We start from the raw sequence: 22560 nt of genomic DNA on the forward strand, positions 1-22560 counted from the left end.
ATAAGTTAACGTTGTAACCCCATGAAGTTACATCACTTCCTTTAAATAGTCGGCAAAACGCTTACCAAGAGTCTGCTGGAACGCCTTACGATCAAAGCCTTCAGGATCGTTTGCTATCGGACCCAGTTCGGATTTTAAATATTCTGGATATGTCGTTAAAAACGAATAGTGACCTGCATTAGCTACCTTTAAGTAGGTTAACTTCCCTTTACTCTCCAACCCCTGCCTGATTACATCAGCATTGTGCGCCTCTGTTAATTCATCGTCCTTTTCTGGCACCAGCAACATGGTCGGAATGTTCACGTTATGTAACGCCTTAGCCGAGATAAAGGGAGCGCCAACTGGCGCCATCAGTATTTGCGCTTTTATTCGTATATCCTGACCACTTATCACAACGTTTTTCGTAAGGTCATTGCTACGCACTGGCATGCAATAAGGATCGGAAATGGTCGGTGTATTTTCACATAATTCCACTAAGTCTTGGGTGCGAGCGATTGCCCCAGAAACCACAAGAGCCGTATAGCCCCCCATAGAATGCCCTAACACCGCGATTTTCTGAGCGTTTGTGTGGGCAGCTAGGCTTGGGATAGACAAAATTTTATCAATGGTTTCCGATATGTGCTTAGGTCGGTTGATATAGTTTTCAGCTTTCCCTTGGTTGGAGTTATCCAGATAATTGTTTTTGGGATGCAGGGGCATTGCCACGATAAACCCGTTATTAACTAGAGACATAGCAATGTCTTTGTAGGAAAGGTTGCTTCCTCCAGATCCATGTGACAAAACAGCAAGTGGGAAACGACCCTCTGCTATCTCTCCACCTATCGCAACATTCAGAGAAAAGGGACCAAAAGCCACAGATTTGGCTGGCGATGAGGTTGGATAAAAAACCGCAACTGGCAGCTTTTCAGTTGTGTCTTTTAGTACGACACTCATTTTGCGGAAACCAACATCATTCGCATACGAGGATGTCGATATGAATAGAAATAGAGCTATCACTAACCTGAAATAATGTCGCATTCCAATCCTTTTAAATGACGATTAACAGAGTGTGTATAACATGCGCTTGTATAAAATTGAGCCTGTATAAAATCGAGTATAACTAAGGATTCACTTTCTTATAAATCACAACGTGAGAAAGGAACAGGTAAGAGTACCTTTCATTAACTCGAAGTTTATACTCCACCTCATCTTCCGATAACTTTTCCCACGCTTCACCGAAGTATTCATTGATGTCATCCACCGCTTCATTTTCATCTTTTAGGTGTTTTTTGTTCCACTGATAGGTGCAAGACAATACCAAAATGGCATCTAACTTAGTGGCATCCATTAACGCACTGACGATATTTTTCGGTGATTCGCATTGGTCCAATACGTTTAGACAGACACAAAGATCAAACTTGTCTTGCACTGTACCCGTTTCAAATGTCGATTCTATTAAGTTGAAGTCGATATGAGAACACGTACTGGCTATTGGTGCGGCATCAAACTGCAAGAAACCTCGGTCACCCAACCCTTTGATATAAGGGAAATCACACGGTCCGCCATCGATAAGTAGATGTTTAAAGTTAGAAATAAACCGCTGCGAAGGTTCCACCGCCGTGACAGAGCGAATACTTGGAAGGCGTTGAGCAAGTTCGTAACAATTTCGCCCTAGCGCTACCCCTACTTCTAAAAACGTTTCAGGGGAAATATTTGCATTTGAAACCGCATCAGCAATAAGCGCTGAAGTCTTTCTTGAGTGTTCTGAAAAAACAAATTTGTCAGGCACATTTTTGGAGCGGCTTTCAAGTGGCGTGTCTATTCCTAGTTCACGAAGCTTATCCAACCATTCGATTTCAAAATAGCCAGCTAACCACTTTTTTTCTAAATAAAAGTCATCCATAAATACCGCTCCTTAGTATATCCAAGTAACCTCAAGGTGCGACGTGCTGAAGTACTCAAGAACAAATGATGATGAAAATTAGTGACAAGAAAGGTCAGCGCGTTACAAACCAAATCCTACTTTTGGTTGTTTGCGTACCGAACGGACTCCCCATGGTGATAAATCCGGCTTTGGCTGACCGACAAAATCCCCCAAACATATGTACCCTTTTGCCAAGTAACGATATAGGAAATCACCGCCATCCAACGCACCCGTTTTATCATCTCCCTGAGGTAGGCGAATGCGGGCGACACGAAGATCGGATACGGTTTTGAATGCCGGATAGGCTGATGAGTTTATTTTGTGGGAATCAAGATCGTTCAATAGTGCTTTATCTGACATTTTTGCCGTCGTTCGACTAAAAATCATGATGAGACGCTTCTGTCGTTCAGACGACACGATGAGCATTTCCATTTACATATTCCATATGAAACAAAAAAGTATATAGGAAGCACTTCTCCAAGACTATACCCAAGTAACCTCAAGATGCTAGGTTCAGCGGCTTCCCTACCAAAGAATGAGGAACTGGCTTTCAGGCAAGGCACCGGCTTGAAGATCTAGTAAGTCTAAATCAAGAGTCGGTAACGAAGCATGAAAGCCAATTAAACTCGCCCTTGGGAGCACATATTCTGTACCACTTCATCGTCAAAGAACTTGGAAAGGACCAGTCATTACGCTACGTTCCTGATTTTGAAGTAGAAAGGCTTGAATTGGACCAGAATATGCTGCTCTGAATCCTGCATCTTGAGGTCACTTGGGTATACACCCTATGAAATTACAGATTGCATAAGACGTAACATGAACCTATGCTTTCGCAGTACGCACGTTGTCCATCGATTCAATCTGACGTTTCCAATCACAATAACACAAGCGGTCATAAAGTTAGCCTTGATGGCATCATCTTGAGATCACTTGAACCTATAGAAATGCAACCATCAAACGAAATAGTGAACTATGAAAAATTGTAATCAGTGCGGTAAATGCTGCATCAAATACGGTGATGGAGACTTAGCAGCAACTCAGGAAGAAATCGATCTATGGGAGCAATTTAACCCTGAGATATTCGAATACGTTAAAGGCAGCGAAATATGGTTCGATCCTAAGTCTGGCGAAAGACTCAAACAATGCCCATTTCTCGAAATTGCCCCAAAGCGTATACCTCAAGAACCAAACAGATACACATGCAGTATTTACTTGGACAGACCCGAAGATTGCCGTCATTACCCCAGCTTAATCAACGAAATGGTCCGAGATGAATGTGAAATGATAGAAAGCACTGACTTAGCCAACCCCAAAAAAGCACAAAGAGAGCTAGACAGAATGATGCGAGATAGCCGACCTTCTAGCTTTTCATAGGCTGCCATCAACATATCAACCCATTTAGTAAGTACGAAAAGAGCCCTGCCATAGACATTGTTTGATTATGCTTCAATCTTAAGGTTGACGCGCTTACAAGTTCATTCCCTTTTCTAACCACATTGAGCTGATGTACTGCCCTTTTTTCTTAGCATATTCATTGAAAACGCCAACTTCTCTGAACCCAAAACGTTTATGTAGCTCGATAGAAGCCTCGTTGGGTAGGGCTATGCCGGAGAGCAACCTATGAACACCTTGCTTTTCAATCGCAGAAAACAACCGAGAATATAGCTTTGAACCAACGCCACGCCCTTTGGCGTCCGGTGCCAAATAAATCGTAACTTCTACGGTTTCATCAAAGGCCGACATTGCTCTGTAGGGTTGTGAGCAGGCAAACCCCAAGACCTTGCCACTCTCCACCGCAACGTAAATTTGATGCTTAGAACCACGAGAAAATTGGGAAAACCATTTTTGCCGATCTTCTACCGTGAAAAGAGTCTCTTCAAAACGAGCATTCGTGTGTTCAATATAGAAGTTGAAGATATCAGTAATACACGGAACATCTGAGGATTCCCCGAGTCGAATTTCCACAGCCACCTCCTGATTGTGCCCTGCCATCGATTTAGCCACCAAATTGAAGCATCGAATAAATAAGATCTCTATTTGTATTTTCAGCCATTATTGATGCATAAAAAACCCGCTCATTTTCAACAAAAAGCGGGTTAAGAAACTCAATGGTATTGTCTTTAATTCATGATCATTTTGACCGCCACTACGAGCAATAATCCTGCAAAAATTTTCTTAATGGTAGAAACGGGTAAATGATGAGTCGCTTTCGCGCCTAAAGGTGCGGTAAACCAAGACGTACATACGATGCCGAACAACGCGGGTAGATACACAAATCCAGCAAAGCCATCTTCTAAGGAAAAATGAACACTCCCTGAGCTGATATAACCTATTGAGCCAAATAACGCGATAACAATTCCGCAAGCCGATGCACTGCCAATCGCTTTTTTCATGTCCAGCGAAAAGAAGAAGGTTAATAAAGGGACCAAAAGAGCCCCACCACCAATACCAATCATGGCAGACAATCCACCAGTAATCGTCGTCAGAATCGTTAACACGCTTTTCCCTGGCATTTGACGATCGGAAGGTGCGCTATTTTTACTGCTTAAAAACATCTTTAAAGCAATTAGCGTTACACTTACGGCAAACACTATACGAACGATTTGTTCTGGCAGTAGCGATGCCATAAAGCCACTTATCAACGCACCGAAAGCAACGCCTGTCATTATCCAAGGCGCTAGGTCCCAAGGTACATTTCCGTTTTTATGGTGAGCAATGGCTGAAGAAGTTGAAGTGAATAAGATGGAAGCCAATGACGTTGCAATCGCAGTTACGACCACCTGATCAGGCGGTAAAACTTCAAACTGAAATAAAATAACACTCAGTATTGGCACAATCACCAACCCACCGCCAATACCTAACAAGCCAGCCAAAAATCCAACAACACTGCCTAGTAACGCGCAGCATACAATCAACAACACCAATTCACTCACCCAGTTCACCTCTAAAATATGATAAGGAGCTATTTAACTGCAGGTATGCAGCCATTTCGCATCAGGCCAATTAATATAACTGACACCTGTTAAAATTTACAAACACAATAGATCATGAATATTTCTCATGTTGATTTTGAAATAAATACATTTTTATTAGTGAGCTGAAGCACGTATAAAACACTCTCAGCTTTAAATTATAGAAATATTACAGTTGATTTCTTCATAGAACTTTTGGGTATAAATAATAAAAACTATGAAGACAACTCTTTCGATATAAAAAAGAAAACTTAAACCCTAGAAAGAGTACGGAATAAACTCAGCGTTCACCTCAGGAAATAGGTTACTAGATCAACATGAAAACAGATTTTACTTTTACTATAAATAGCATTTGTCTCGATGAAAACTATCACCCATCTAACAGCACGCGGATAACGACCAACTTTGCTAACTTAGCGAGAGGCGACAGCCGCCAAGAGAACTTGCGTAACGCATTAAAGATGATTGACAATAGTTTTAATGCCTTAGCGCATTGGGACAACCCAAAAGGGGATCGTTACTCTGTCGAGCTAGAAATCGTTTCTGTCGATATGGATATCGAAGGCAGTGGGCAAGCTTTCCCTTCCATTGAAGTATTAAAGACGTTTATTGTCGATCATAATACCAACGAACGTATTGAAGGTATTGTCGGAAATAACTTCTCCTCTTACGTGCGAGATTATGATTTTAGCGTATTGTTGCTAGACCATAATAAAGATCAGCCTCAATTTAGTATTCCTGGAGATTTTGGTGAACTGCACGGGAAGCTATTTAAATATTTCGTTAATTCGAATGTTTACAAAGAAAACTTTAAGAAGCTGCCTGTAATTTGCCTTAGCGTTTCTGATAATAAAACTTACCAACGCACTGAAAATCAGCATCCTGTTTTGGGCTTCGAATATCAGCCAAACGAGTCATCGTTGACTGAGCAATACTTCCAAAAAATGGGATTACAAGTTCGCTACTTTATGCCGCCAAATAGTGTTGCACCTTTAGCATTTTATTTCTTTGGCGATTTACTTAACGATTACACCAATCTCGAGTTGATTAGCACAATCAGCACGATGGAAACATTCCAAAAGATTTACCGACCTGAAATATACAATGCAAATGCTGTTGCAGGAAATTGCTACAAGCCGAACCTAAAGAACCAAGATCACTCGCTGACTCAGATTGTTTACGACCGTGAAGAACGCAGTAAGTTGGCTATTGAGCAAGGCAAGTTTGCTGAAGAACACTTCATCAAACCTTACCAGAACGTTCTAGAGCAATGGTCTGCGAATTACGCGCTTTAATTCAACACAAGATACAGCAGCATTTATTATGAAAAAATTATTACCTACTTCAACTTCTGGTAGCTTGCCAAAACCTTCATGGCTCGCTCAACCTGAGAAATTATGGTCTCCTTGGAAACTGGAAGGCAAAGAACTGACTGATGGCAAGCACGATGCACTTCGCGTCTCTTTACAAGAGCAACAGTTAGAAGGTATCGACATTGTCAGTGACGGCGAGCAAACACGCCAACATTTCGTGACCACTTTTATTGAACACTTGAGTGGTGTTGATTTCGAGAAACGCGAAACAGTTAAGATTCGCGATCGCTATGATGCAAGCGTCCCAACCGTTGTTGGCCCTGTTTCTCGCCAAAAACCGGTGTTTGTTGAAGACGCTAAGTTTTTACGCCAACAAACGGATCAACCGATTAAGTGGGCACTTCCTGGTCCTATGACGATGATCGACACGCTTTATGACGCGCACTACAAAAGCCGTGAAAAGCTAGCTTGGGAATTTGCCAAGATCCTTAATCAAGAAGCGAAAGAACTTGAGGCTGCTGGCGTTGATATTATCCAGTTTGATGAACCAGCGTTTAACGTATTTTTCGACGAAGTGAACGATTGGGGTATCGCAACGTTAGAAAGAGCCATTGAAGGGCTGAAGTGTGAGACTGCTGTGCATATTTGCTACGGTTATGGCATTAAAGCTAATACAGATTGGAAAAAAACGTTGGGCACCGAGTGGAGACAATATGAAGAAGTCTTCCCTAAGCTGCAGAAATCGAATATCGATATTATCTCACTAGAGTGTCACAACTCCCGCGTACCCATTGACCTGCTTGAACTCATTCGTGGGAAGAAAGTAATGGTAGGGGCTATTGATGTAGCGACCAACGAAATTGAAACACCTGAAGAAGTCGCTGACACCTTAAGAAAAGCGCTAAAATTTGTTGATGCCGACAAGCTTTATCCGTGCACCAACTGTGGTATGGCACCCTTATCCCGTGAAATTGCGAGAGGCAAACTCAATGCCTTGAGTGCGGGTGCAGAGATTGTTCGAAAAGAACTCTCCGCTTAAAGCTGGAATTATCCTTTAAACAACCAGCCAAATAAATAAATGCTCAAAGCTATTCATTGCTTTGAGCATTTTCGTTTAGAGAGTAACTACGATTTACCTCTTTGAAGATTTGGCTCCATAGCAGAAAGGTGCGACTTGAGTTCATTAGCCCAATTATTTCTCACCACCTCATCAGTTAGGATTTTTTTAGAGTGATCTGCTCCAGCAAGACTGGACACTTCATTAAGCGACATTTTGCTGTTCAAAGTTAACTGGGCTTAGATACCCAAGAGCACTGTGCCTTCTCATCCGATTATAATCAACCTCAATGTACTCGAAGACCGTTTGGCGCATCTCATTTCTTGTCATGATCGGTTCGTATTGGATCGCCTCGACTTTCATAGAATGGAAGAAGCTCTCAACACACGCATTATCCCAACAGTTTCCTTTTCTACTCATACTTTGTTTTAGGTTATAAGCACTTATTATGTCCCTATAGTCTTTTGAGCAATACTGGCTACCTCGATCACTATGGACAGTAAACATGCTCAGGGAACCCTCGACGGAACAGAGCCATTGATAATGCATCGCAGACCAGAGTTGCCGTCATCCTCGTATCCATTGACCAACCGATCACTTGTCGTGAGTAAAGGTCGATGATGACAGCCAGATACAACCAGCCTTCGCTCGTGGCAAGATACGTGATATCTCCCGCCCATTTTTGATTCGGAGCCGTTGCGTTAAAGTCTTGAGCTAGCAAGTTCGGCGCTACGGGCATCTTATGCTTGCTATCCGTCGTACATTTAAACTTGCGTGCCGCTTTCGGCGTTAAATCCTGACGCTTCATACTGGCGGCAATGGTTTTAACATTACGGCTATCCCCATTCTCAGCTAGCTCTTTCTGGATGCGCCTTGAGCCATCACGCCCCTTACTATTGTCAAAAGCTTTTTTGACTTTTTCATCAAGCTTTTGGCGTATTGCCTCACGCTGGATACCTTGTGGCGATGCTTAATCCAGTAATAGAACCCACTTCGTGAAACTTCGAACACCTTAGCCATGCGGACCACATTGAAACACAGAAGGTGTTCTAGCATAAATTCATAGCAATCTACTTTAGATTTTTCGCGAAGTAGGTGGCGGCCTTTTTTACGATATCTAGCTCTTCAGCTTGCTCAGCCAATTGCCTTTTGAGCTTGGCGACTTCGGCAGCGAGATCTCTTTCACGCTGACTGGTACTGGTGTCTTTTTTAATTGCCTTACGCCAACCGTAGATCTGGGATTCATGCAACCCGAGCTGCCTCGCTGCCGCAGCAACTCCCACTTTCTCTGATAGCTTCAAAGCTTCTGCCTTAAATTCAGGGGAATGTTTAATTCTAGTTTTTTTGTTAGTTGTCATTGTTCACCTCGTTAGTGATTGTACTCACTTAACTTGGTGTCCAAAACTGTTGGGGCGGATCAAATTTCAACTTAGCAAGATATTCCCAAGGGGTCAGGTCACCCAGCGAGCTGTGGGGACGTTCATCGTTGTATTCTCGAACCCAGTTTTCTGTTAGCTCACGTACCTCTTTTAACGTTCTGAACACATACATGTTGAGTATTTCATCTCGATAGGTCCGGTTGAACCTTTCAACAAACGAGTTTTGTGTGGGCTTGCCTGGCTGTATGAATTCGAGTTGTATGTCATGTTGTTCCGCCCATTCAGCTAAAGCCGTTGAGATAAACTCTGGACCGTTATCCATACGTAACTGACTCGGATAACCTCGCCAGGCGACGATGCGTTCCAACACGCGAACAACTCTTTGAGCGGGAAGATTCAAGTCAATTTCAATGGCCAGCACTTCACGGTTAAAGTCATCGATAACATTGAACGTCCTGAAGCGTCTACCACACATCAGTGAATCGCTCATGAAATCCATTGACCAACATTGATTGAACGTTTCTGGCACACAGAGAGGGGCAGGCTCTCTTGTTGGTAGCCGCTTCTTTCCACGACGGCGCTTATTCAACTTCAGTTCGCAGTAGAGTCGATGCACTCGTTTGTGGTTCCAGCGATACCCCCATCGCTTAAGCACTTTGAATAACATGCCAAAACCATATGCAGGATAACGTTCAACGGCTTCTTGCAAGGCGGCAATCACAGGGGCATCTCGGTGCTTATCTGGTCGATACCGATAGACCGAGTCACTGATGCCGACTAAACGACAAGCCCTACGCAGACTCACACAGTGACAATTATTGACGTAATCCACCCACTCTCGCCGAATCGTGGGCTTTACAGCTTTTTTTCGACGATATCCTTAAGGATTTTATGGTCGAGGCTCAGTTCAGCAAACATTTGCTTCAGGCGTCGGTTTTCATCCTCAAGCTCCTTCAGTCGCTTCACGTCTGAGGCTTCCATGCCGCCGTACTTGGACTTCCAGTTGTAGTAAGTGGCATCTGATATGCCATACTCTCGGCAGACCTCTTTGACCAACCTGCCAGCCTCAACTTCTTTCAGAATCTTGACGATTTGCGTTTCTGTATAGCGTGATTTTTTCATCAGTGTTCTCCATTTGGTTTAGTTTAAACCGAAGAACTCTAATTCTAAATGTCCCTAGTTTAGGGGATGATTACAAAGATATAACACGTGTGACCAGACACTTAAAAGATACGGATCATCATCTAACTCATCACCATGCCACCCCCAACCCAGCCAAATGCTGTCGTTAAAATAGATACCATCAGAACAAAGAATAAGATTGTCGCCGTTAAACACAGCCCACGAAATGTCTTCTTCTTCAGATTTTCGATCTGTATGCGACCACACATCATCATTCAAATCTGTTGGTGGACTCCAAGAGTGCGTTTTTACGTAGCCATTCAACCTAAATTTTCTAAGCTCATCTTTCTCGTTTTTATCGAGTTGGCTATAGCGTGTAAACCGGAGTGAACTTGGTAATTCAGTATCTAAGAGATTATCAATACTGCTATTCGTATCAATTTTTGGGCAGTTGCAGGGATCAATGAAAAACCTTGGCTGTCTGTGAACAACTTCTGTTTTTCAACATCAGCTTCTTTAATCAGAATTTGTAATGGGTTGGCTTCTTTACCTCTATGACGCTTTAGTCCTTCAAGCAAAATGGAGGTAATTTCTTGTTCCCAACCTGGAACCGCAAGGTAGAGGTGATCAAATTTCGGATGAATACCATTCTTGATCGCCGAGGCGACACCAAGGATTTTTCCTTCACTTTCTAGATATAGCGTTTCACCGTACGGGCTATTTGGTTCACACAGAGGAATTCTGTCTAACTCATTTGAGTCTTGAAAAATATTCAGCCTTTCTCGACTACTTTCTTCAAATTGTATCGGTTTCAAAATATATCCTTTGGCAACCTTTGATACAGCAACCATCAATGTACAATAGATGAAATATTGCACAACACACAGAAAACTCACTGCGAAAAAATTCCAACTGTTGTCTGTCTACTTAAAATTTTTAACTAGGTGTCGCTTTTAATTTGAATTGACCACCACTTGGGTTTACTTGATACATACGAATGAGACTTGGGATGTAATTCCTTTCGGTTGGGGGAATCAAAAGACCCAAGCACTAACGCAACAACTGGTTCATCATCAATCGCTCCAAGCGTGCTTCCACAAACAACGCAGAAGCTCCTTGATGAATAATCCGATGTTCTCCAAAGGTTGGGCTCGCCTCCAGGTCCATCCCATGTAACATTATCTTTACTAAATTCAACCCATGCTTGAGTCAATGAACCTGAGTGGCGCTGGCAGAACTTGCAGGAACATGTGTGAGGGTTATTCGGAGTGCCAATTGCAGTAAAACGAATGCTACCGCACAAACATCCACCCTTGTGTATTTTTGACATTTTCTAACTCCCAAGATAAGTAATGTAAGCACTTGAAAACTATATAAACAGCAAATCCAACATAACCACATATACCACGTGTAGAGCTTCTTTATTCAGCTTTTTTTAGCCACTTCATTACTCTGTGAGCGATTTTGTGAGAAATGATAAAAATGATTCTAGTGGATAATGTTCCAATATCAGTTGGCATTCATATTCGTGTTTTTCATAAAAAGGTTTCGCCTGAACACTCACCGTATCAACCAGATTTCAATTCTGCGAGCTAAACACTACACCAGCGTAAGCTTAAAGTACCTCGCTTAAGCTATCTGCTTAGAGCGTTTTTTTTTATTGTTGCTGCGACGTCATTATGTTTTTAGACATGTCGTACCCTGTAGTCATAAACCCAATTTCCTCATATAACTTGAGGGCTCGCTTGTTATTGTAAGCAACTCGCAAGTTAATCCTTGCAATATCCAAGGCTTTGAGATGACACTCTAATTCCAAAATTGCCTGAGTTCCAATACCTTTGCCCCTATGAAGATCCAATACATAGAAGTCATATAGATAAGTGGAACCGTCATCTGTATTAATTGAGTGCCACAGATACCCAACCACCGTTGGCTTACTGTCTATTGTAACCTCAATACACAACAAATCATGGTTAGTGGTTTCCAGACCTTCTGGTAAACTCCGGCTTAAATCTTTTCGTGCCTTTTCGATGGCAAGATTTATTGGAAGGCTGTAGCTTTCCGAAATATCCTTTCCGTAGTCATTGATGAATATTTCGCTGTAGTCTGAGTACTCTTCTTCTGACATTTTTCTTAGAGTAACCATATTAACCTCTAGATAATAGCTAAATACGCACAGGAATATAACACCCGCTTAAGTGGCTGCCAACGCACAAAACAAGTCGCCGCATGACGCCTTAAACACTAAATTCACCGCAAACCAACAAAACCACGCGTTGGTTTGTAGTTTTAAGCTTTGACTATGGGTGTAGTCAACACCTTAAAACCATTGGCTGGTATCGGATTCCATTTTTCACTTGTTCACTATCAATCGGTTGAAAGCCTAGACGTTTGTAGAAACCTACAGCATTAACGGATGCTTTCAGTTCAATGCTTAATGCCCCACTACGTTTTTGCATTTCACGTATCAAGCCCGTTCCAATCCCTTTCCCCTGACTCGTTGAGCAAACGTATAGCTGGGCTATATAATTGCTTCGCCTCCAAGCGATATAACCCACCAATACACTGTTGCTACCCGCTTTTACTGATGCATAGATATTTGCATTCGTAACTTGCTCAATATCTGCTTTACGAGCACATCGCATAGCTTTCTGACCCGTTGAATTTAGGCAAGGAATGACAAACTCTTCGTTAACAGCCTCACCTAACGCTAAGATGGATTGGTGGTCACTTTGAGTTACAGGTTCATAGGAAATATCCATTTATCCTCCTAACGCTGGTGTACCTTACAAAATAGACGCGCGTTTCTTTGGTCCGTTTGAGCTGTTGTCGTGTTTATTTTGCCAAGTATGCCTGAATAGTTATTGTATTAACGTGGCATACGTTTGACGAGACAGAAATATCTTCCACGCGCCAGTCAAGATAGCCTTCTTTAAATACAGAGACTTCATAAGTTCCTTCACGCTCATACGCGCCGAGTAAAGCTGTAGAATCGTCACATCCAGAGCCAGATGGATTCTTTACTTTATCGAAAAAATCACCATCACGAATTACACTTGAAGCTCCACATGAGATATGGAGCCCTGTTTCTTTATCTATAACTTCAACCTTAATACCCGGCTCAACATAGCCGCTACATGCTATAACTTCACCATCAGAGGTAGTTTTAAAACCACAACCTGATAAAAATATACAGCTACATACCAATACCTTAAACAAAGTATTATTCATAATCTCCCTCAATAAACTGGTGTATCCAGCAAAAACCTAGAAATGCCGCCTCTTAAAAAATAACTCGCTCATATTTTTCAAATCCATTGAAATCCTATTTACTACGATAAAAATGCGAGTGCACAGCCCCCTAAAATACAAATGTCACTGCAAGCCCAAAATACTACACGTTGTTTGTCGATTTGAAGCTTTTGTTAGCCGCTAACTTCCAAAGGCTACCGCTTACTCAACAAGAACTTACGCAAGTTTCTCTCTGCACGCATAACAAACAGAATAGACACTTTGTCACCGTCTTGTTTATAGAAAACACGACATGGATTAACGACAACTTCACGATAACTTAAATGCTCTAATTCGGGTGGAATACGACCTGACTCTGGGAAAGTTTGTAGACGTTCGACTCTGGAGAAGATCGTTTGTACTAACTGCTTTGCCGCAACAATATTTTCAAGTGCGATGTATTCAGCGATATCATTGAGGTCAGATAACGCTGGTTCAGTCCAGATTACTTCAGCCATTTTGACATTTTGTCCTTGGCTTCATCATGACTTACCACTTTACCGTCAGCTAGTGCACGCTCACCTCGCGCAATACCTTCAAGAATAGCTAAACGATTTTGCATAAATTCGTAGTCATCAACATCAACTAGATACGCAGATGGCTTACCATGCTCAGTAATTAACACTGGTTCTTTGGTGTCGTGGAGATCGGCGAGGATCTTAGTTGCTTGACGTTTAAGTGATGTAACTAGTTCTACTTTCATGAGAGCTGCTCCAAAGGAATACTAAAGTGATACTATTCTATCACTTTGAGTATAGCAAGCTCCATGACGGCTAACGCCAGCTTAAACCGCAGACAACGCACAAAACAAGCTGATGCACTGCGCCCTAAACACTAAAACCCCTGCTGTAAACATCCCTTTTTTAGTGACACCCTAAATTAGAGTCTTCCGGCAATTTCAACTTAGCAAGATATTCCCAAGGGGTCAGGTCACCCAGCGAGCTGTGGGGACGTTCATCGTTGTATTCTCGAACCCAGTTTTCTGTTAGCTCACGTACCTCTTTTAACGTTCTGAACACATACATGTTGAGTATTTCATCTCGATAGGTCCGGTTGAACCTTTCAACAAACGAGTTTTGTGTGGGCTTGCCTGGCTGTATGAATTCGAGTTGTATGTCATGTTGTTCCGCCCATTCAGCTAAAGCCGTTGAGATAAACTCTGGACCGTTATCCATACGTAACTGACTCGGATAACCTCGCCAGGCGACGATGCGTTCCAACACGCGAACAACTCTTTGAGCGGGAAGATTCAAGTCAATTTCAATGGCCAGCACTTCACGGTTAAAGTCATCGATAACATTGAACGTCCTGAAGCGTCTACCACACATCAGTGAATCGCTCATGAAATCCATTGACCAACATTGATTGAACGTTTCTGGCACACAGAGAGGGGCAGGCTCTCTTGTTGGTAGCCGCTTCTTTCCACGACGGCGCTTATTCAACTTCAGTTCGCAGTAGAGTCGATGCACTCGTTTGTGGTTCCAGCGATACCCCCATCGCTTAAGCACTTTGAATAACATGCCAAAACCATATGCAGGATAACGTTCAACGGCTTCTTGCAAGGCGGCAATCACAGGGGTATCTCGGTGCTTATCTGGTCGATACCGATAGACCGAGTCACTGATGCCGACTAAACGACAAGCCCTACGCAGACTCACACAGTGACAATTATTGACGTAATCCACCCACTCTCGCCGAATCGTGGGCTTTACAGCTTTTTTTCGACGATATCCTTAAGGATTTTATGGTCGAGGCTCAGTTCAGCAAACATTTGCTTCAGGCGTCGGTTTTCATCCTCAAGCTCCTTCAGTCGCTTCACGTCTGAGGCTTCCATGCCGCCGTACTTGGACTTCCAGTTGTAGTAAGTGGCATCTGATATGCCATACTCTCGGCAGACCTCTTTGACCAACCTGCCAGCCTCAACTTCTTTCAGAATCTTGACGATTTGCGTTTCTGTATAGCGTGATTTTTTCATCAGTGTTCTCCATTTGGTTTAGTTTAAACCGAAGAACTCTAATTCTAAATGTCCCTAGTTTAGGGGATGATTACAGAGGCACAACTACTTGAAACAGTACTACTGACCTTAATGCAAGATGTACCTGGATTAGCCGAATCTGTACCACCATTTACAGCAACAAAAACTACTTTTGTATTATCAGATACTTTCAGTTCTGCTGTAGCTGAAAGTGAAATTAGAGCTGAAAACAAAAGAACAACCGATTTAACCAACATACCTATCCTTATTATCATTTACTACGCTAGCTATAGTTAACCTCGAAGATAGCTAACGCCAGCTTAAACCGCAAACAACGCACCAAACAAGCCGCCGCACTGCGCCTTAAGCACTCATTAAAAAGCTAAATTTAGTATGTAATATCATTGAGTTAGAATACATTTCCATATTTTTATAAACCACCATGTTATAAAATATTTTACCTTATAAACCAATGAGTTAAAATTTGTTTTGGGGAAAGGATTTTTAGGCTTTTCCCTAGCTTTTTACACTCTATTTCATGGGGATTTTTAACAAATTTTTGGACAAAAATGAGTTATAAAAAATCAAACATTAGCAAATGACTAATAACTTCAGATATGACAAATATCTAAACCTGATAGACAAAACTGCTACCAAAAAAGCAAAAGACAAGACCTGACTCTATTGGTTTTTGCTCTGGAATACGCAACCACATTCATTAAAATTATTTTATATGAATCAGATATATAGTAAGATACAAGAAATTACAACTAATGAAACGGAAGAATGTCAGAGGATACCCCCGCAAGCCCTAGCATCTACAAGACAATCTTTTTTGTAAGCTTTATAACATGCTCACTTTTTTGCATTGTGTTACTGGCGTTACTCGTATGTTTACCTTCCCCATCACTGCTATCTTACCTCGGGTATGCCGACTCCGTTGCACTTGCTAATGCTGACAATATCAACGATCCGTTCACATCCCACATTGTTGGTGAATTGGTCAAGAGTGGGACATTGATCAGCCTTAAAGATGTATGGTCATTTCAAACTGGTTTTTATCAAACAATAATCACCTTTCTTATAGCCATTAACGGCTTGGTCGCTGCAATATCCGTGATTTACATCAAAAGCACATCAGAAGAAAAAGCCGAAGAAATCACAAAAAAGTATATGCATAGTGACACTTTCAATCACGTGCTCAATACAAAGGTTGAAAATGAGGCGGAGTCACAACTACGAGTTGTACAAAGTGAATTAGAAACTACTGTTGGTGAATATGAGACGTCAGTAAGGGCTGTAGGTGGTGCTTTTGACCGCTTACAACTCTTAGAAACAGAAAACCAAACCCTACGCCAACAAATAAAAATCATTTCAGAACGTGTTGCTCAGTTAGATATGACCGAATCTGAAGGCAAAGAAACCCTACTTGTCAAAAAGGAACAATAGATGGCATTCGTTAGAAAATCTGGTAGAAAAACTCAAGCGAATACTGAATTTGAAGAGTTGTCGACTCCTGAACATCTAATAGCACTCGCTAAAGATAAGGGACTAGAGACTGATCCTGTCAATGTATCTGAATTAGCCAGACACCTAGGGATTGCCGTTAGATATGAGCCAATGCAAGATGAAGAATCAGGCTCACTAAAGAAAGAGAAAAAGTCAGGTAGTTGGGTTATGACTGTTAACTCACTACACCATCCACATAGACAAAGATTTACGATAGCCCACGAAATTGCACACCGCATACGCCATGCTGCTAACAGTGATTGCTTTGAAGATAAAACTTTCTTTAGAAATGGGGACACAAACTGGATGGAGGCCGAGGCCAATGATTTTGCAGCATCACTATTGATGCCTAAAGATGCTTTCGATAATTTTATTGCAAACGTATCGTCAAAGGTTGAAGATGTTGCTATGCACTTCCAAGTGTCATCTCATGCCGTTCGAATTAGAGCCAAAGTTCTTGGCTATGACGGACATAATCTATGAGTGAATTTGTCTATTTTCCGATCATAAAGACGAGAGATGGTGAACTTCGTTGTTTTGAACATATCAATGATGATGATTTTTCAAAGATTTTGCCAATTTATGAACTAACAAAATCGAGAAAAACGAAAAAAGCACCTGATGGTGATATCTATCGTCGCATGAAGCAGATTGCTGAAATACAAAAAACACGGCCATTCATACTTGATTTGAGTACAAATGAAAAATACATCAACCCTCAAATTGATCAATTGTTATCAGAACACAATGGCTTTAGAGAGTGGCAATATTTCTTGTTTGATCTTCATTGCGACTTGAACATTATCCCTATGGTTCACTTGTATGAAGATGATGACGGTAAGTTCGAAGACGTTGAAGAATTCGTAAGAAATGCTTCTGCCAGGACTGATTTTCTGGCGGTTAGATTGCCATATGACTTAAGTGACGAAGAAGTTGAATACTACTTAGATCCTATAGCAAGTAACTTAAACGAAAATTGTAAACTCTACGTAGTTTTAGATGCTGAATTCGTTAGAAAGAAAGCCATTAGTGATGTAGTTGATACTTTCCTTGAAGCGTGTTCTGGTACTAAGTCATTCGCAGATAAAATCGAAGCCGTTGTTATGCTCTGCTCTAGTTTCCCATCGAATGTCGCTCAAACTGGTGGTGAAGATATTGCAGGTGAGTTTAGGATCTGTGAAGAAGATATCTATCAGGGTATTAGTGAAGAGTTCCCAATAAAATATGGTGACTACGTTTCAATTAACACCGAGCAAATTGAAATGAAAGGCGGCACTTTTGTCCCTAGGGTTGATATTGCATCTTTAGACGGAAAATCATTCACTTATAAAAGGTATCGTAGAAATAATGGTGGGTATGTAAGAGCCGCAGAGCACACCGTTAGAGATACAACATCATATAAACCGCTTGGTGTTTGGGCTGATGAAGAGATTCAAGTGGCAGCAAATGATAATCCATCAGGTATCAGCCCTGCATTTTGGATATCAGTTCGCATGAACTACTACATTAAAAGCCGAATTTTACTTAGAGAGTCAGATGATTCTACGCTTTAGTGATGACGGGGCTTTCTTTGTAATTGTGTATATATCATCCGACGTCAAATGAAGAGTGGTTTCTTGTTTCAATAGTTTTGAGACCACTCCATATCTTTCATTAAAATCGTTTCGTGATAACTGTCTTAATGAATCTAAAGTATTGTTTTTTGATACGTACTCGCATAACTCATGCTTCGATCTTAAATTGCTTCCTTTCGATAGCGAACTCAATTTTTGAACACTTAGCGTACTGGATAACACTCTTTTATCGTGTCGTTTGAACTGTTTTGATTGGCGAACATGAGTAATTTTGCCACTTTCGACCAGTAAGATGCCTACATCTCTTGAAATCGTTGCTCGTACTTCAGCCAAATTGCTTGGCTCACACACAACAAAGCAAAAATCAAAAAACTTTTTATAACTTTCAATTTGATAACTCAATCTAGATACAGTGTCACGAGCACCTTTTATTTCAAAGGCAGTTAAGTAGCCATCATCCAGCAATGCTAGATCCGCTCGTCTTTCACCAAATTGAAATGAAAATTCAGAACCAACAACAAAATTTTCATACTTTTCTAGAAAGTACCTTACTAGTAGTTTTTTAATTTCTAGCTCTGTCATCTATGCCACTTAAACTGTATATACAAACAGCATTATCGTATATCACTTGACTATCAGCAAGCATATTATTGACACTCTTTTTATTGGTATTTCTCCCGAACTTTGGGGTCAGGTCTTGTCTTTTGACTCTTATTACTTTTTGTATATCAAAGTTGACTGAGTACCACTGTGATTTGGACGCGTAACTCTTTTTGGGGCACTTCTGAGTTAAGAAGTGCCATCTGTGAAGGTTCTGGACAAAACCGTGCCAGTGCCTTTGCTAATTTAGCAATCCACGAATTACTTAAAGTATGACAAAGAACAATCACCTCTGACTTGTCGACACGGGTCTCTATGGATGGCAAACTCTACTACATTTTATTAAAGTCTTTTGATTGTTCAAAAATCACACCTAATGCTCTCATGAGTTTATCAACATCACAGTCTGCATTTTCTTGGTAGGCTAGGTATTCATTCTGTACCGTTTGCTTAGCGTGAAAGACATTTTTTCCCTTACCCGTTCTACCACTATCATCAAGTGGATTGTGGTATAGATTTACCCCAAGATATTGAATGTTAATGCTGGAGCCATGACTAGTAGTCATTTGTCTTTGAGCAAGCATTTGGTTGTCTGATTCGATTGATTTACATTCTCCTTTTGGAATATAATCTAGAACTTCTTCCAGTATCTCTTTCTTTTCAGAGTACTTTTTCCAATCTTCATTATCTATGTAGTCACACCACTTATTAAATTTCGTCAACGGGGCCTTATCTTGAAAGTAAACAAGTAGTCCGAAATCTGGCTCACTTGTTGCATACCGAGTTAGAATTTGTAGAAGACCTTCAAATATGTAATTATTTGTTTTTCCTAACTTTGCTTCTACCAACCAGGAAAAGTCGCCATACTCAATAGTAATGTCGATTTTACCTCGCCTATTTTTTTCTGTACTAGCACTGAAGGATTGCCCCATCATCAATCCTGCTAGCAGTGAGTTCAATTCTTCTTCACCAAAAGAGTAATAGCGATTACCAGATTGCTCTACTATCGCGATACAGTGTTTCATTGCATAAATGGCGGACTGGAGAAACTCCTCGTAGGTACTCGGAGCTATTGCGTTAGTAAACCCTTCGATAATATCTTCAGGACTGTGGCTAGCTAGATATTCGTCACAGGCGGGGTCATCAGAATAGTCATAATCACTTACCACTCAAATTCCTCATACTCAGCTTCTACTTTTCTAACAAAGTAGAACTTCAATCGTCTCTTATCGAAATGCTCCAAATCGTGCGAATCCTCAGTGACAAAACTATCAGCTGAGCATCTGATACCTTTGTTGAAGTCGTTTTTTGAGATACTTATGACCTCGTCGTCATGAGTAACATAAACATACTGAGGCTCTAAAAGAGACACATTGGAACCACAAAAGAACCTTGCTAAAGCTAAACTTGATTCCGTATCAAGCTCAGTAATTTTCTTTATCTTAGTGAGCGGATAGTAGAAGTCATCCTTCTCACAGTCTAAATACTGCAAGAATTTAATAGCCTTTGATTCCATCCCATTTGGGAATATGGCCTTCTCTGTTATGAACTCGACAACATTAGACTTCATATCTAAACATTTGATTTAATTAAGTGATTTATGGTATACAACGCTTTGGCGTTACCAATCGGATTTTCCAAAGTAAAATGACTGCACGTATTGTAATCAGAATTAGGTTCGCACTCTAGATGTAGTCTAGTCGTAACCAATAGATTTTTCTTTGTGGTACGCTTTTTAAATTGAATAATAAGCCCAACACACTTTACTGCTTCAACCTTTTCTCCTGCTTTATGATACTTCTGTTCTCTTAAGCAATTGTCAGTTTTCCGTTGATTCGAGCGAGGCATCAGTGTTCTATTCTTAACACTGATAAACTTGGTATCTACGACTTTGCCATAACCATCTTGCTTGTAGAGGCTAACGATAGCCTTTTCTAATTGCATAATCGTTAGAGACGTAAGATTGATGCCGCTAACTCTTAGAACATCATAGAAGGCTTGCCTTAGCCTGTCTAACGTTTCTTCTATGTCCTTCTTGTATGTTTCACCAGAAACTCGCAATTCGATACGATCATTGTTGAATGGAACATAAACTACTTCATAGACATGCTTGATTACCTCGTCATCCAACATCACAGTTCTTGGCTTTCCATTCTGCTGAACAACAATTGGAACCTTTATCTTCTTGATTTTTGGTGTACTAAAGTAAACCGCCCAACCATTTGTGTCCTTTTCAATCGCAGTAAGCACAGGGAAACCTGTGCTAGTCATTTTCCCTGTATGCTCAAACGGAAAAACTTTTGAGTAGTCACTTGGAGTAATAACTAGGTTATCTAACGCTGTACGAATATCAGCAAACGTTTTAGCGTCGCCCTGAATCAACTGAATTATGTGCCTATTGGTCAGGTGGAGAGCTTTCGCGACTCTTTTAAGCTTCGGCAAAGCATCCGCCACTTTCAGCTTATCGTTTTGATCAAACAACTGATTCATCATTTCTAGCTTAGTGGCTTCCCAGCTATTTGATGTATCCAGCCCTAACTGCGTTAAGTAGATTCTCGCATAGGAGTTCTTCGCAAGACTCTCCATGTAGGAAAATAAATCTAGAATATTGTTTTTTTTAACTAGTGCGACAGACATGCACAACCTCCATATGCTACCCGTTTAATTTACCACCCCATGTACTAATGGGTCTACATATAAAGAATGGACAGAGTCACAATCCAACAGCTTTATTGTCTATACACCTCTCTAACTAGAAAAGTTAAGTGACACACCCAGAGATGGCGCACCACATCATTTCATCTTGGATGATAATTTTCAGATAAGTTTTGATATGGCAAATCGACATGAACAGAATGTGAATGATTATCTACTCTAATGAGAAAAGGGGCATGTTTAAGCTAGAGAATTAACTAGCCCTTATCTGAGCATGGACGTACTAGCTTACTGTCATACAGCATTGATCTAAAGCGAATTTAGGATTATGCACTGCCTAATTATTATTTTCTCATTGGTTAAAAAGTCTTTCTACCGTTTTCATTGCTAGAAACATGCGAATGCGTCCATTATGTTCACACAATACTTCAAAGCCAAATCTTGCATAGAATGCCTGTGCTGAATCGTTCAGACAGTCCACGACAATAGCATACGCCCTCATATGGTGGTTAACTTCCCAAAGGTACTTTAGTGCACGAACTAAACTGACTTTTCCTAGCCCAGAGCCCTGAAATTCCTTATGCACAGCTAACTGAGCTAAAAGAAATACTGGAATGGGATATCGAGGAAGTTTCTTTGCTAGTTGCGCTGGTAAGGTTTCTCGACTGATTGAACTAGGCGCAACACTGTAAAATGCACATATTGCAAACTTCTGATTAAGCAATGGCTGAGCACTAGGAAGAATCATTGTTCGACTAATACCTGCTTCCATATGCTTTGCTGCTTGAGTTCTGATGAATGTATTTAGCTCCTGCTCACCACAGTCGAATGAGTTTCGGTCGTGATATAATTTACTAAGTTCTACAAACTCTTTACCACAACTCACTTGATACCGCTCTCATCTGTGAATTTTGCAGCTTCCAACAAAGCTTGATTTGGCGCTTTTGCTTTGTCACAAGCAGCCATAAATTCGTCAAAGACACTATCCTTAACCACGATACTTTCGTGCTCTTCAATTACCTGTGTTGCATCTTCGTCCATAAGCCTAACTACATATTCAGTTAAACTTTTCAGACCAAGCAATGCTGATGCCTTTTCAGCTTTCGCTTTTATCTCTTCATCAAGGCGGATATCTAAACGTGCTGTTGCCATAATTCCTCCAATGTACGGACACATTCCGTAACGACAGAAATTATAGTTCAAACATTGA

Annotated in this window: 27 protein-coding genes and 2 pseudogenes; 7 read left to right on the top strand and 22 right to left on the bottom strand. The window is 41.1% G+C overall.

Translation table 11 applies throughout. The features are described 5' to 3' along the window. Positions 1 to 27: 27 nt before the first annotated feature. The 3 genes from LDO37_RS25255 to LDO37_RS25265 all read right to left on the bottom strand — a co-directional run bounded on the left by LDO37_RS25255 (position 28) and on the right by LDO37_RS25265 (position 2335). Entirely contained in the window at positions 28 to 933 is a 906-nt protein-coding gene (locus LDO37_RS25255; protein ID WP_185829884.1) for an alpha/beta hydrolase family protein, read from the bottom strand. 166 nt (positions 934 to 1099) lie between these two features. Beyond that, positions 1100 to 1882 (bottom strand): methyltransferase domain-containing protein, encoded by a 783-nt coding sequence (locus tag LDO37_RS25260; protein WP_126608924.1) that lies wholly within the window; start codon positions 1880 to 1882, stop codon positions 1100 to 1102. 102 nt (positions 1883 to 1984) lie between these two features. Then, positions 1985 to 2335 carry a hypothetical protein gene (locus LDO37_RS25265; RefSeq protein ID WP_126608923.1) on the bottom strand — a complete coding sequence of 117 codons (351 nt, stop codon included), beginning with the start codon at positions 2333 to 2335 and terminating at the stop codon, positions 1985 to 1987. 540 nt (positions 2336 to 2875) lie between these two features. On the opposite strand from LDO37_RS25265, the gene LDO37_RS25270 reads away from it, so the two are divergent. Beyond that, complete coding sequence (locus tag LDO37_RS25270) at positions 2876 to 3277, top strand: YkgJ family cysteine cluster protein (RefSeq protein ID WP_126608922.1); 402 nt, start codon at positions 2876 to 2878, stop codon at positions 3275 to 3277. 93 nt (positions 3278 to 3370) lie between these two features. Here the strand turns inward: LDO37_RS25270 and LDO37_RS25275 are convergent, their stop codons facing one another. Together LDO37_RS25275 and LDO37_RS25280 are read right to left on the bottom strand one after the other, a co-directional pair. Further along, positions 3371 to 3868, bottom strand: coding sequence for a GNAT family N-acetyltransferase (locus tag LDO37_RS25275; protein ID WP_126608921.1), 498 nt, complete (start codon positions 3866 to 3868; stop codon positions 3371 to 3373). 155 nt (positions 3869 to 4023) lie between these two features. Beyond that, positions 4024 to 4836 carry a sulfite exporter TauE/SafE family protein gene (locus tag LDO37_RS25280; protein ID WP_126608920.1) on the bottom strand — a complete coding sequence of 271 codons (813 nt, stop codon included), beginning with the start codon at positions 4834 to 4836 and terminating at the stop codon, positions 4024 to 4026. Between the two features lie 356 nt (positions 4837 to 5192). On the opposite strand from LDO37_RS25280, the gene LDO37_RS25285 reads away from it, so the two are divergent. Continuing rightward, complete coding sequence (locus tag LDO37_RS25285; protein WP_104401582.1) at positions 5193 to 6170, top strand: DUF1852 domain-containing protein; 978 nt, start codon at positions 5193 to 5195, stop codon at positions 6168 to 6170. Between the two features lie 28 nt (positions 6171 to 6198). After that, a complete protein-coding gene (locus LDO37_RS25290) occupies positions 6199 to 7227 on the top strand; it encodes a methionine synthase (RefSeq protein ID WP_126608482.1) in 1029 nt (342 codons plus the stop codon). Between the two features lie 222 nt (positions 7228 to 7449). On the opposite strand, the pseudogene LDO37_RS25295 reads toward LDO37_RS25290, so the two are convergent. From LDO37_RS25295 to LDO37_RS25345, 11 genes and pseudogenes are all read right to left on the bottom strand, one after another. Continuing rightward, positions 7450 to 8603 (bottom strand): annotated as a pseudogene (locus LDO37_RS25295) (IS3 family transposase). A gap of 28 nt (positions 8604 to 8631) precedes the next feature. Further along, positions 8632 to 9746, bottom strand: a protein-coding gene (locus LDO37_RS25300) for an IS3 family transposase (RefSeq protein ID WP_399484739.1) whose coding sequence is annotated in 2 segments (ribosomal slippage) — positions 8632 to 9494 and positions 9494 to 9746 — 1116 coding nt in all. Because the reading frame shifts where the segments join, the coding sequence is not laid out codon by codon here. Between the two features lie 407 nt (positions 9747 to 10153). Continuing rightward, positions 10154 to 10561 carry a hypothetical protein gene (locus LDO37_RS25305; protein ID WP_126606447.1) on the bottom strand — a complete coding sequence of 136 codons (408 nt, stop codon included), beginning with the start codon at positions 10559 to 10561 and terminating at the stop codon, positions 10154 to 10156. Between the two features lie 125 nt (positions 10562 to 10686). Continuing rightward, positions 10687 to 11076, bottom strand: a complete 390-nt coding sequence (locus LDO37_RS25310; protein WP_126606446.1) for a GFA family protein — start codon at positions 11074 to 11076, stop codon at positions 10687 to 10689. 117 nt (positions 11077 to 11193) lie between these two features. Beyond that, positions 11194 to 11325: pseudogene (locus LDO37_RS25315) on the bottom strand (GNAT family N-acetyltransferase); the annotation flags it as partial. 78 nt (positions 11326 to 11403) lie between these two features. After that, positions 11404 to 11892: a GNAT family N-acetyltransferase gene (locus tag LDO37_RS25320; protein WP_126606445.1), complete on the bottom strand. Its 489-nt coding sequence runs from the start codon at positions 11890 to 11892 to the stop codon at positions 11404 to 11406. Between the two features lie 166 nt (positions 11893 to 12058). After that, positions 12059 to 12508 (bottom strand): GNAT family N-acetyltransferase, encoded by a 450-nt coding sequence (locus tag LDO37_RS25325; RefSeq protein WP_126606444.1) that lies wholly within the window; start codon positions 12506 to 12508, stop codon positions 12059 to 12061. 73 nt (positions 12509 to 12581) lie between these two features. Next, the gene (locus tag LDO37_RS25330; RefSeq protein ID WP_126606443.1) at positions 12582 to 12977 is read right to left on the bottom strand and encodes a hypothetical protein; all 396 of its coding nucleotides are present in this window, start codon (positions 12975 to 12977) and stop codon (positions 12582 to 12584) included. A 215-nt stretch (positions 12978 to 13192) separates the two neighbouring features. Next, positions 13193 to 13495, bottom strand: a complete 303-nt coding sequence (locus LDO37_RS25335) for a type II toxin-antitoxin system RelE/ParE family toxin (protein WP_126606442.1) — start codon at positions 13493 to 13495, stop codon at positions 13193 to 13195. Continuing rightward, on the bottom strand, positions 13483 to 13740 hold the full coding sequence (locus LDO37_RS25340; RefSeq protein ID WP_005448240.1) for a type II toxin-antitoxin system Phd/YefM family antitoxin: 258 nt from the start codon (positions 13738 to 13740) through the stop codon (positions 13483 to 13485). The genes LDO37_RS25335 and LDO37_RS25340 overlap by 13 nt, the downstream gene beginning before the upstream one ends. Before the next feature lie 160 nt (positions 13741 to 13900). After that, positions 13901 to 15012 (bottom strand): IS3 family transposase gene (locus LDO37_RS25345; RefSeq protein WP_224055501.1). Its coding sequence is split into 2 segments (ribosomal slippage): positions 13901 to 14760 and positions 14760 to 15012, totalling 1113 coding nucleotides; the frame shifts between segments, so codons are not numbered across the junction. Positions 15013 to 15078: 66 nt separating this feature from the next. Here LDO37_RS25345 and LDO37_RS25350 point away from each other — a divergent pair. From LDO37_RS25350 to LDO37_RS25365, 4 genes are all read left to right on the top strand, one after another. After that, the gene (locus tag LDO37_RS25350; RefSeq protein ID WP_224055500.1) at positions 15079 to 15309 is read left to right on the top strand and encodes a hypothetical protein; all 231 of its coding nucleotides are present in this window, start codon (positions 15079 to 15081) and stop codon (positions 15307 to 15309) included. Positions 15310 to 16029: 720 nt separating this feature from the next. Beyond that, positions 16030 to 16461, top strand: coding sequence for a hypothetical protein (locus LDO37_RS25355; RefSeq protein WP_224056068.1), 432 nt, complete (start codon positions 16030 to 16032; stop codon positions 16459 to 16461). Beyond that, on the top strand, positions 16462 to 17004 hold the full coding sequence (locus LDO37_RS25360) for an ImmA/IrrE family metallo-endopeptidase (protein ID WP_126610256.1): 543 nt from the start codon (positions 16462 to 16464) through the stop codon (positions 17002 to 17004). Continuing rightward, entirely contained in the window at positions 17001 to 18074 is a 1074-nt protein-coding gene (locus tag LDO37_RS25365; protein WP_126610255.1) for a beta family protein, read from the top strand. Before LDO37_RS25360 ends, LDO37_RS25365 begins: the two co-directional genes overlap by 4 nt. Here the strand turns inward: LDO37_RS25365 and LDO37_RS25370 are convergent. The 6 genes from LDO37_RS25370 to LDO37_RS25395 form a co-directional block, all read right to left on the bottom strand. Then, the gene (locus tag LDO37_RS25370; RefSeq protein WP_126610254.1) at positions 18054 to 18677 is read right to left on the bottom strand and encodes a sce7726 family protein; all 624 of its coding nucleotides are present in this window, start codon (positions 18675 to 18677) and stop codon (positions 18054 to 18056) included. The genes LDO37_RS25365 and LDO37_RS25370 overlap by 21 nt on opposite strands. Before the next feature lie 350 nt (positions 18678 to 19027). Next, positions 19028 to 19864 (bottom strand): hypothetical protein, encoded by an 837-nt coding sequence (locus LDO37_RS25375; RefSeq protein WP_126610253.1) that lies wholly within the window; start codon positions 19862 to 19864, stop codon positions 19028 to 19030. Beyond that, positions 19858 to 20265, bottom strand: coding sequence for a hypothetical protein (locus LDO37_RS25380; protein WP_126610252.1), 408 nt, complete (start codon positions 20263 to 20265; stop codon positions 19858 to 19860). The genes LDO37_RS25375 and LDO37_RS25380 overlap by 7 nt, the downstream gene beginning before the upstream one ends. A gap of 2 nt (positions 20266 to 20267) precedes the next feature. Next, a complete protein-coding gene (locus LDO37_RS25385) occupies positions 20268 to 21332 on the bottom strand; it encodes a hypothetical protein (RefSeq protein ID WP_126610251.1) in 1065 nt (354 codons plus the stop codon). A gap of 370 nt (positions 21333 to 21702) precedes the next feature. Continuing rightward, positions 21703 to 22236 (bottom strand): GNAT family N-acetyltransferase, encoded by a 534-nt coding sequence (locus tag LDO37_RS25390; RefSeq protein ID WP_126610250.1) that lies wholly within the window; start codon positions 22234 to 22236, stop codon positions 21703 to 21705. After that, positions 22233 to 22502: a type II toxin-antitoxin system TacA family antitoxin gene (locus LDO37_RS25395; RefSeq protein ID WP_126610249.1), complete on the bottom strand. Its 270-nt coding sequence runs from the start codon at positions 22500 to 22502 to the stop codon at positions 22233 to 22235. Before LDO37_RS25395 ends, LDO37_RS25390 begins: the two co-directional genes overlap by 4 nt. Positions 22503 to 22560: the final 58 nt, after the last annotated feature.

Source organism: Vibrio penaeicida (assembly GCF_019977755.1).
GTDB lineage: Bacteria > Pseudomonadota > Gammaproteobacteria > Enterobacterales > Vibrionaceae > Vibrio > Vibrio penaeicida.

What these genes read in the sequence shown, in the direction of transcription:
- LDO37_RS25255 (WP_185829884.1), bottom strand. Translation starts at nt 933, where the DNA reads ATGAGTGTCGTACTAAAAGACACAACTGAAAAGCTGCCAGTTGCGGTT.
- LDO37_RS25260 (WP_126608924.1), bottom strand. Translation starts at nt 1,882, where the DNA reads ATGGATGACTTTTATTTAGAAAAAAAGTGGTTAGCTGGCTATTTTGAA.
- LDO37_RS25265 (WP_126608923.1), bottom strand. Translation starts at nt 2,335, where the DNA reads ATGGAAATGCTCATCGTGTCGTCTGAACGACAGAAGCGTCTCATCATG.
- LDO37_RS25270 (WP_126608922.1), top strand. Translation starts at nt 2,876, where the DNA reads ATGAAAAATTGTAATCAGTGCGGTAAATGCTGCATCAAATACGGTGAT.
- LDO37_RS25285 (WP_104401582.1), top strand. Translation starts at nt 5,193, where the DNA reads ATGAAAACAGATTTTACTTTTACTATAAATAGCATTTGTCTCGATGAA.
- LDO37_RS25290 (WP_126608482.1), top strand. Translation starts at nt 6,199, where the DNA reads ATGAAAAAATTATTACCTACTTCAACTTCTGGTAGCTTGCCAAAACCT.
- LDO37_RS25310 (WP_126606446.1), bottom strand. Translation starts at nt 11,076, where the DNA reads ATGTCAAAAATACACAAGGGTGGATGTTTGTGCGGTAGCATTCGTTTT.
- LDO37_RS25320 (WP_126606445.1), bottom strand. Translation starts at nt 11,892, where the DNA reads ATGGTTACTCTAAGAAAAATGTCAGAAGAAGAGTACTCAGACTACAGC.
- LDO37_RS25325 (WP_126606444.1), bottom strand. Translation starts at nt 12,508, where the DNA reads ATGGATATTTCCTATGAACCTGTAACTCAAAGTGACCACCAATCCATC.
- LDO37_RS25330 (WP_126606443.1), bottom strand. Translation starts at nt 12,977, where the DNA reads ATGAATAATACTTTGTTTAAGGTATTGGTATGTAGCTGTATATTTTTA.
- LDO37_RS25335 (WP_126606442.1), bottom strand. Translation starts at nt 13,495, where the DNA reads ATGGCTGAAGTAATCTGGACTGAACCAGCGTTATCTGACCTCAATGAT.
- LDO37_RS25340 (WP_005448240.1), bottom strand. Translation starts at nt 13,740, where the DNA reads ATGAAAGTAGAACTAGTTACATCACTTAAACGTCAAGCAACTAAGATC.
- LDO37_RS25350 (WP_224055500.1), top strand. Translation starts at nt 15,079, where the DNA reads ATGATTACAGAGGCACAACTACTTGAAACAGTACTACTGACCTTAATG.
- LDO37_RS25360 (WP_126610256.1), top strand. Translation starts at nt 16,462, where the DNA reads ATGGCATTCGTTAGAAAATCTGGTAGAAAAACTCAAGCGAATACTGAA.
- LDO37_RS25365 (WP_126610255.1), top strand. Translation starts at nt 17,001, where the DNA reads ATGAGTGAATTTGTCTATTTTCCGATCATAAAGACGAGAGATGGTGAA.
- LDO37_RS25370 (WP_126610254.1), bottom strand. Translation starts at nt 18,677, where the DNA reads ATGACAGAGCTAGAAATTAAAAAACTACTAGTAAGGTACTTTCTAGAA.
- LDO37_RS25380 (WP_126610252.1), bottom strand. Translation starts at nt 20,265, where the DNA reads ATGAAGTCTAATGTTGTCGAGTTCATAACAGAGAAGGCCATATTCCCA.
- LDO37_RS25385 (WP_126610251.1), bottom strand. Translation starts at nt 21,332, where the DNA reads ATGTCTGTCGCACTAGTTAAAAAAAACAATATTCTAGATTTATTTTCC.
- LDO37_RS25395 (WP_126610249.1), bottom strand. Translation starts at nt 22,502, where the DNA reads ATGGCAACAGCACGTTTAGATATCCGCCTTGATGAAGAGATAAAAGCG.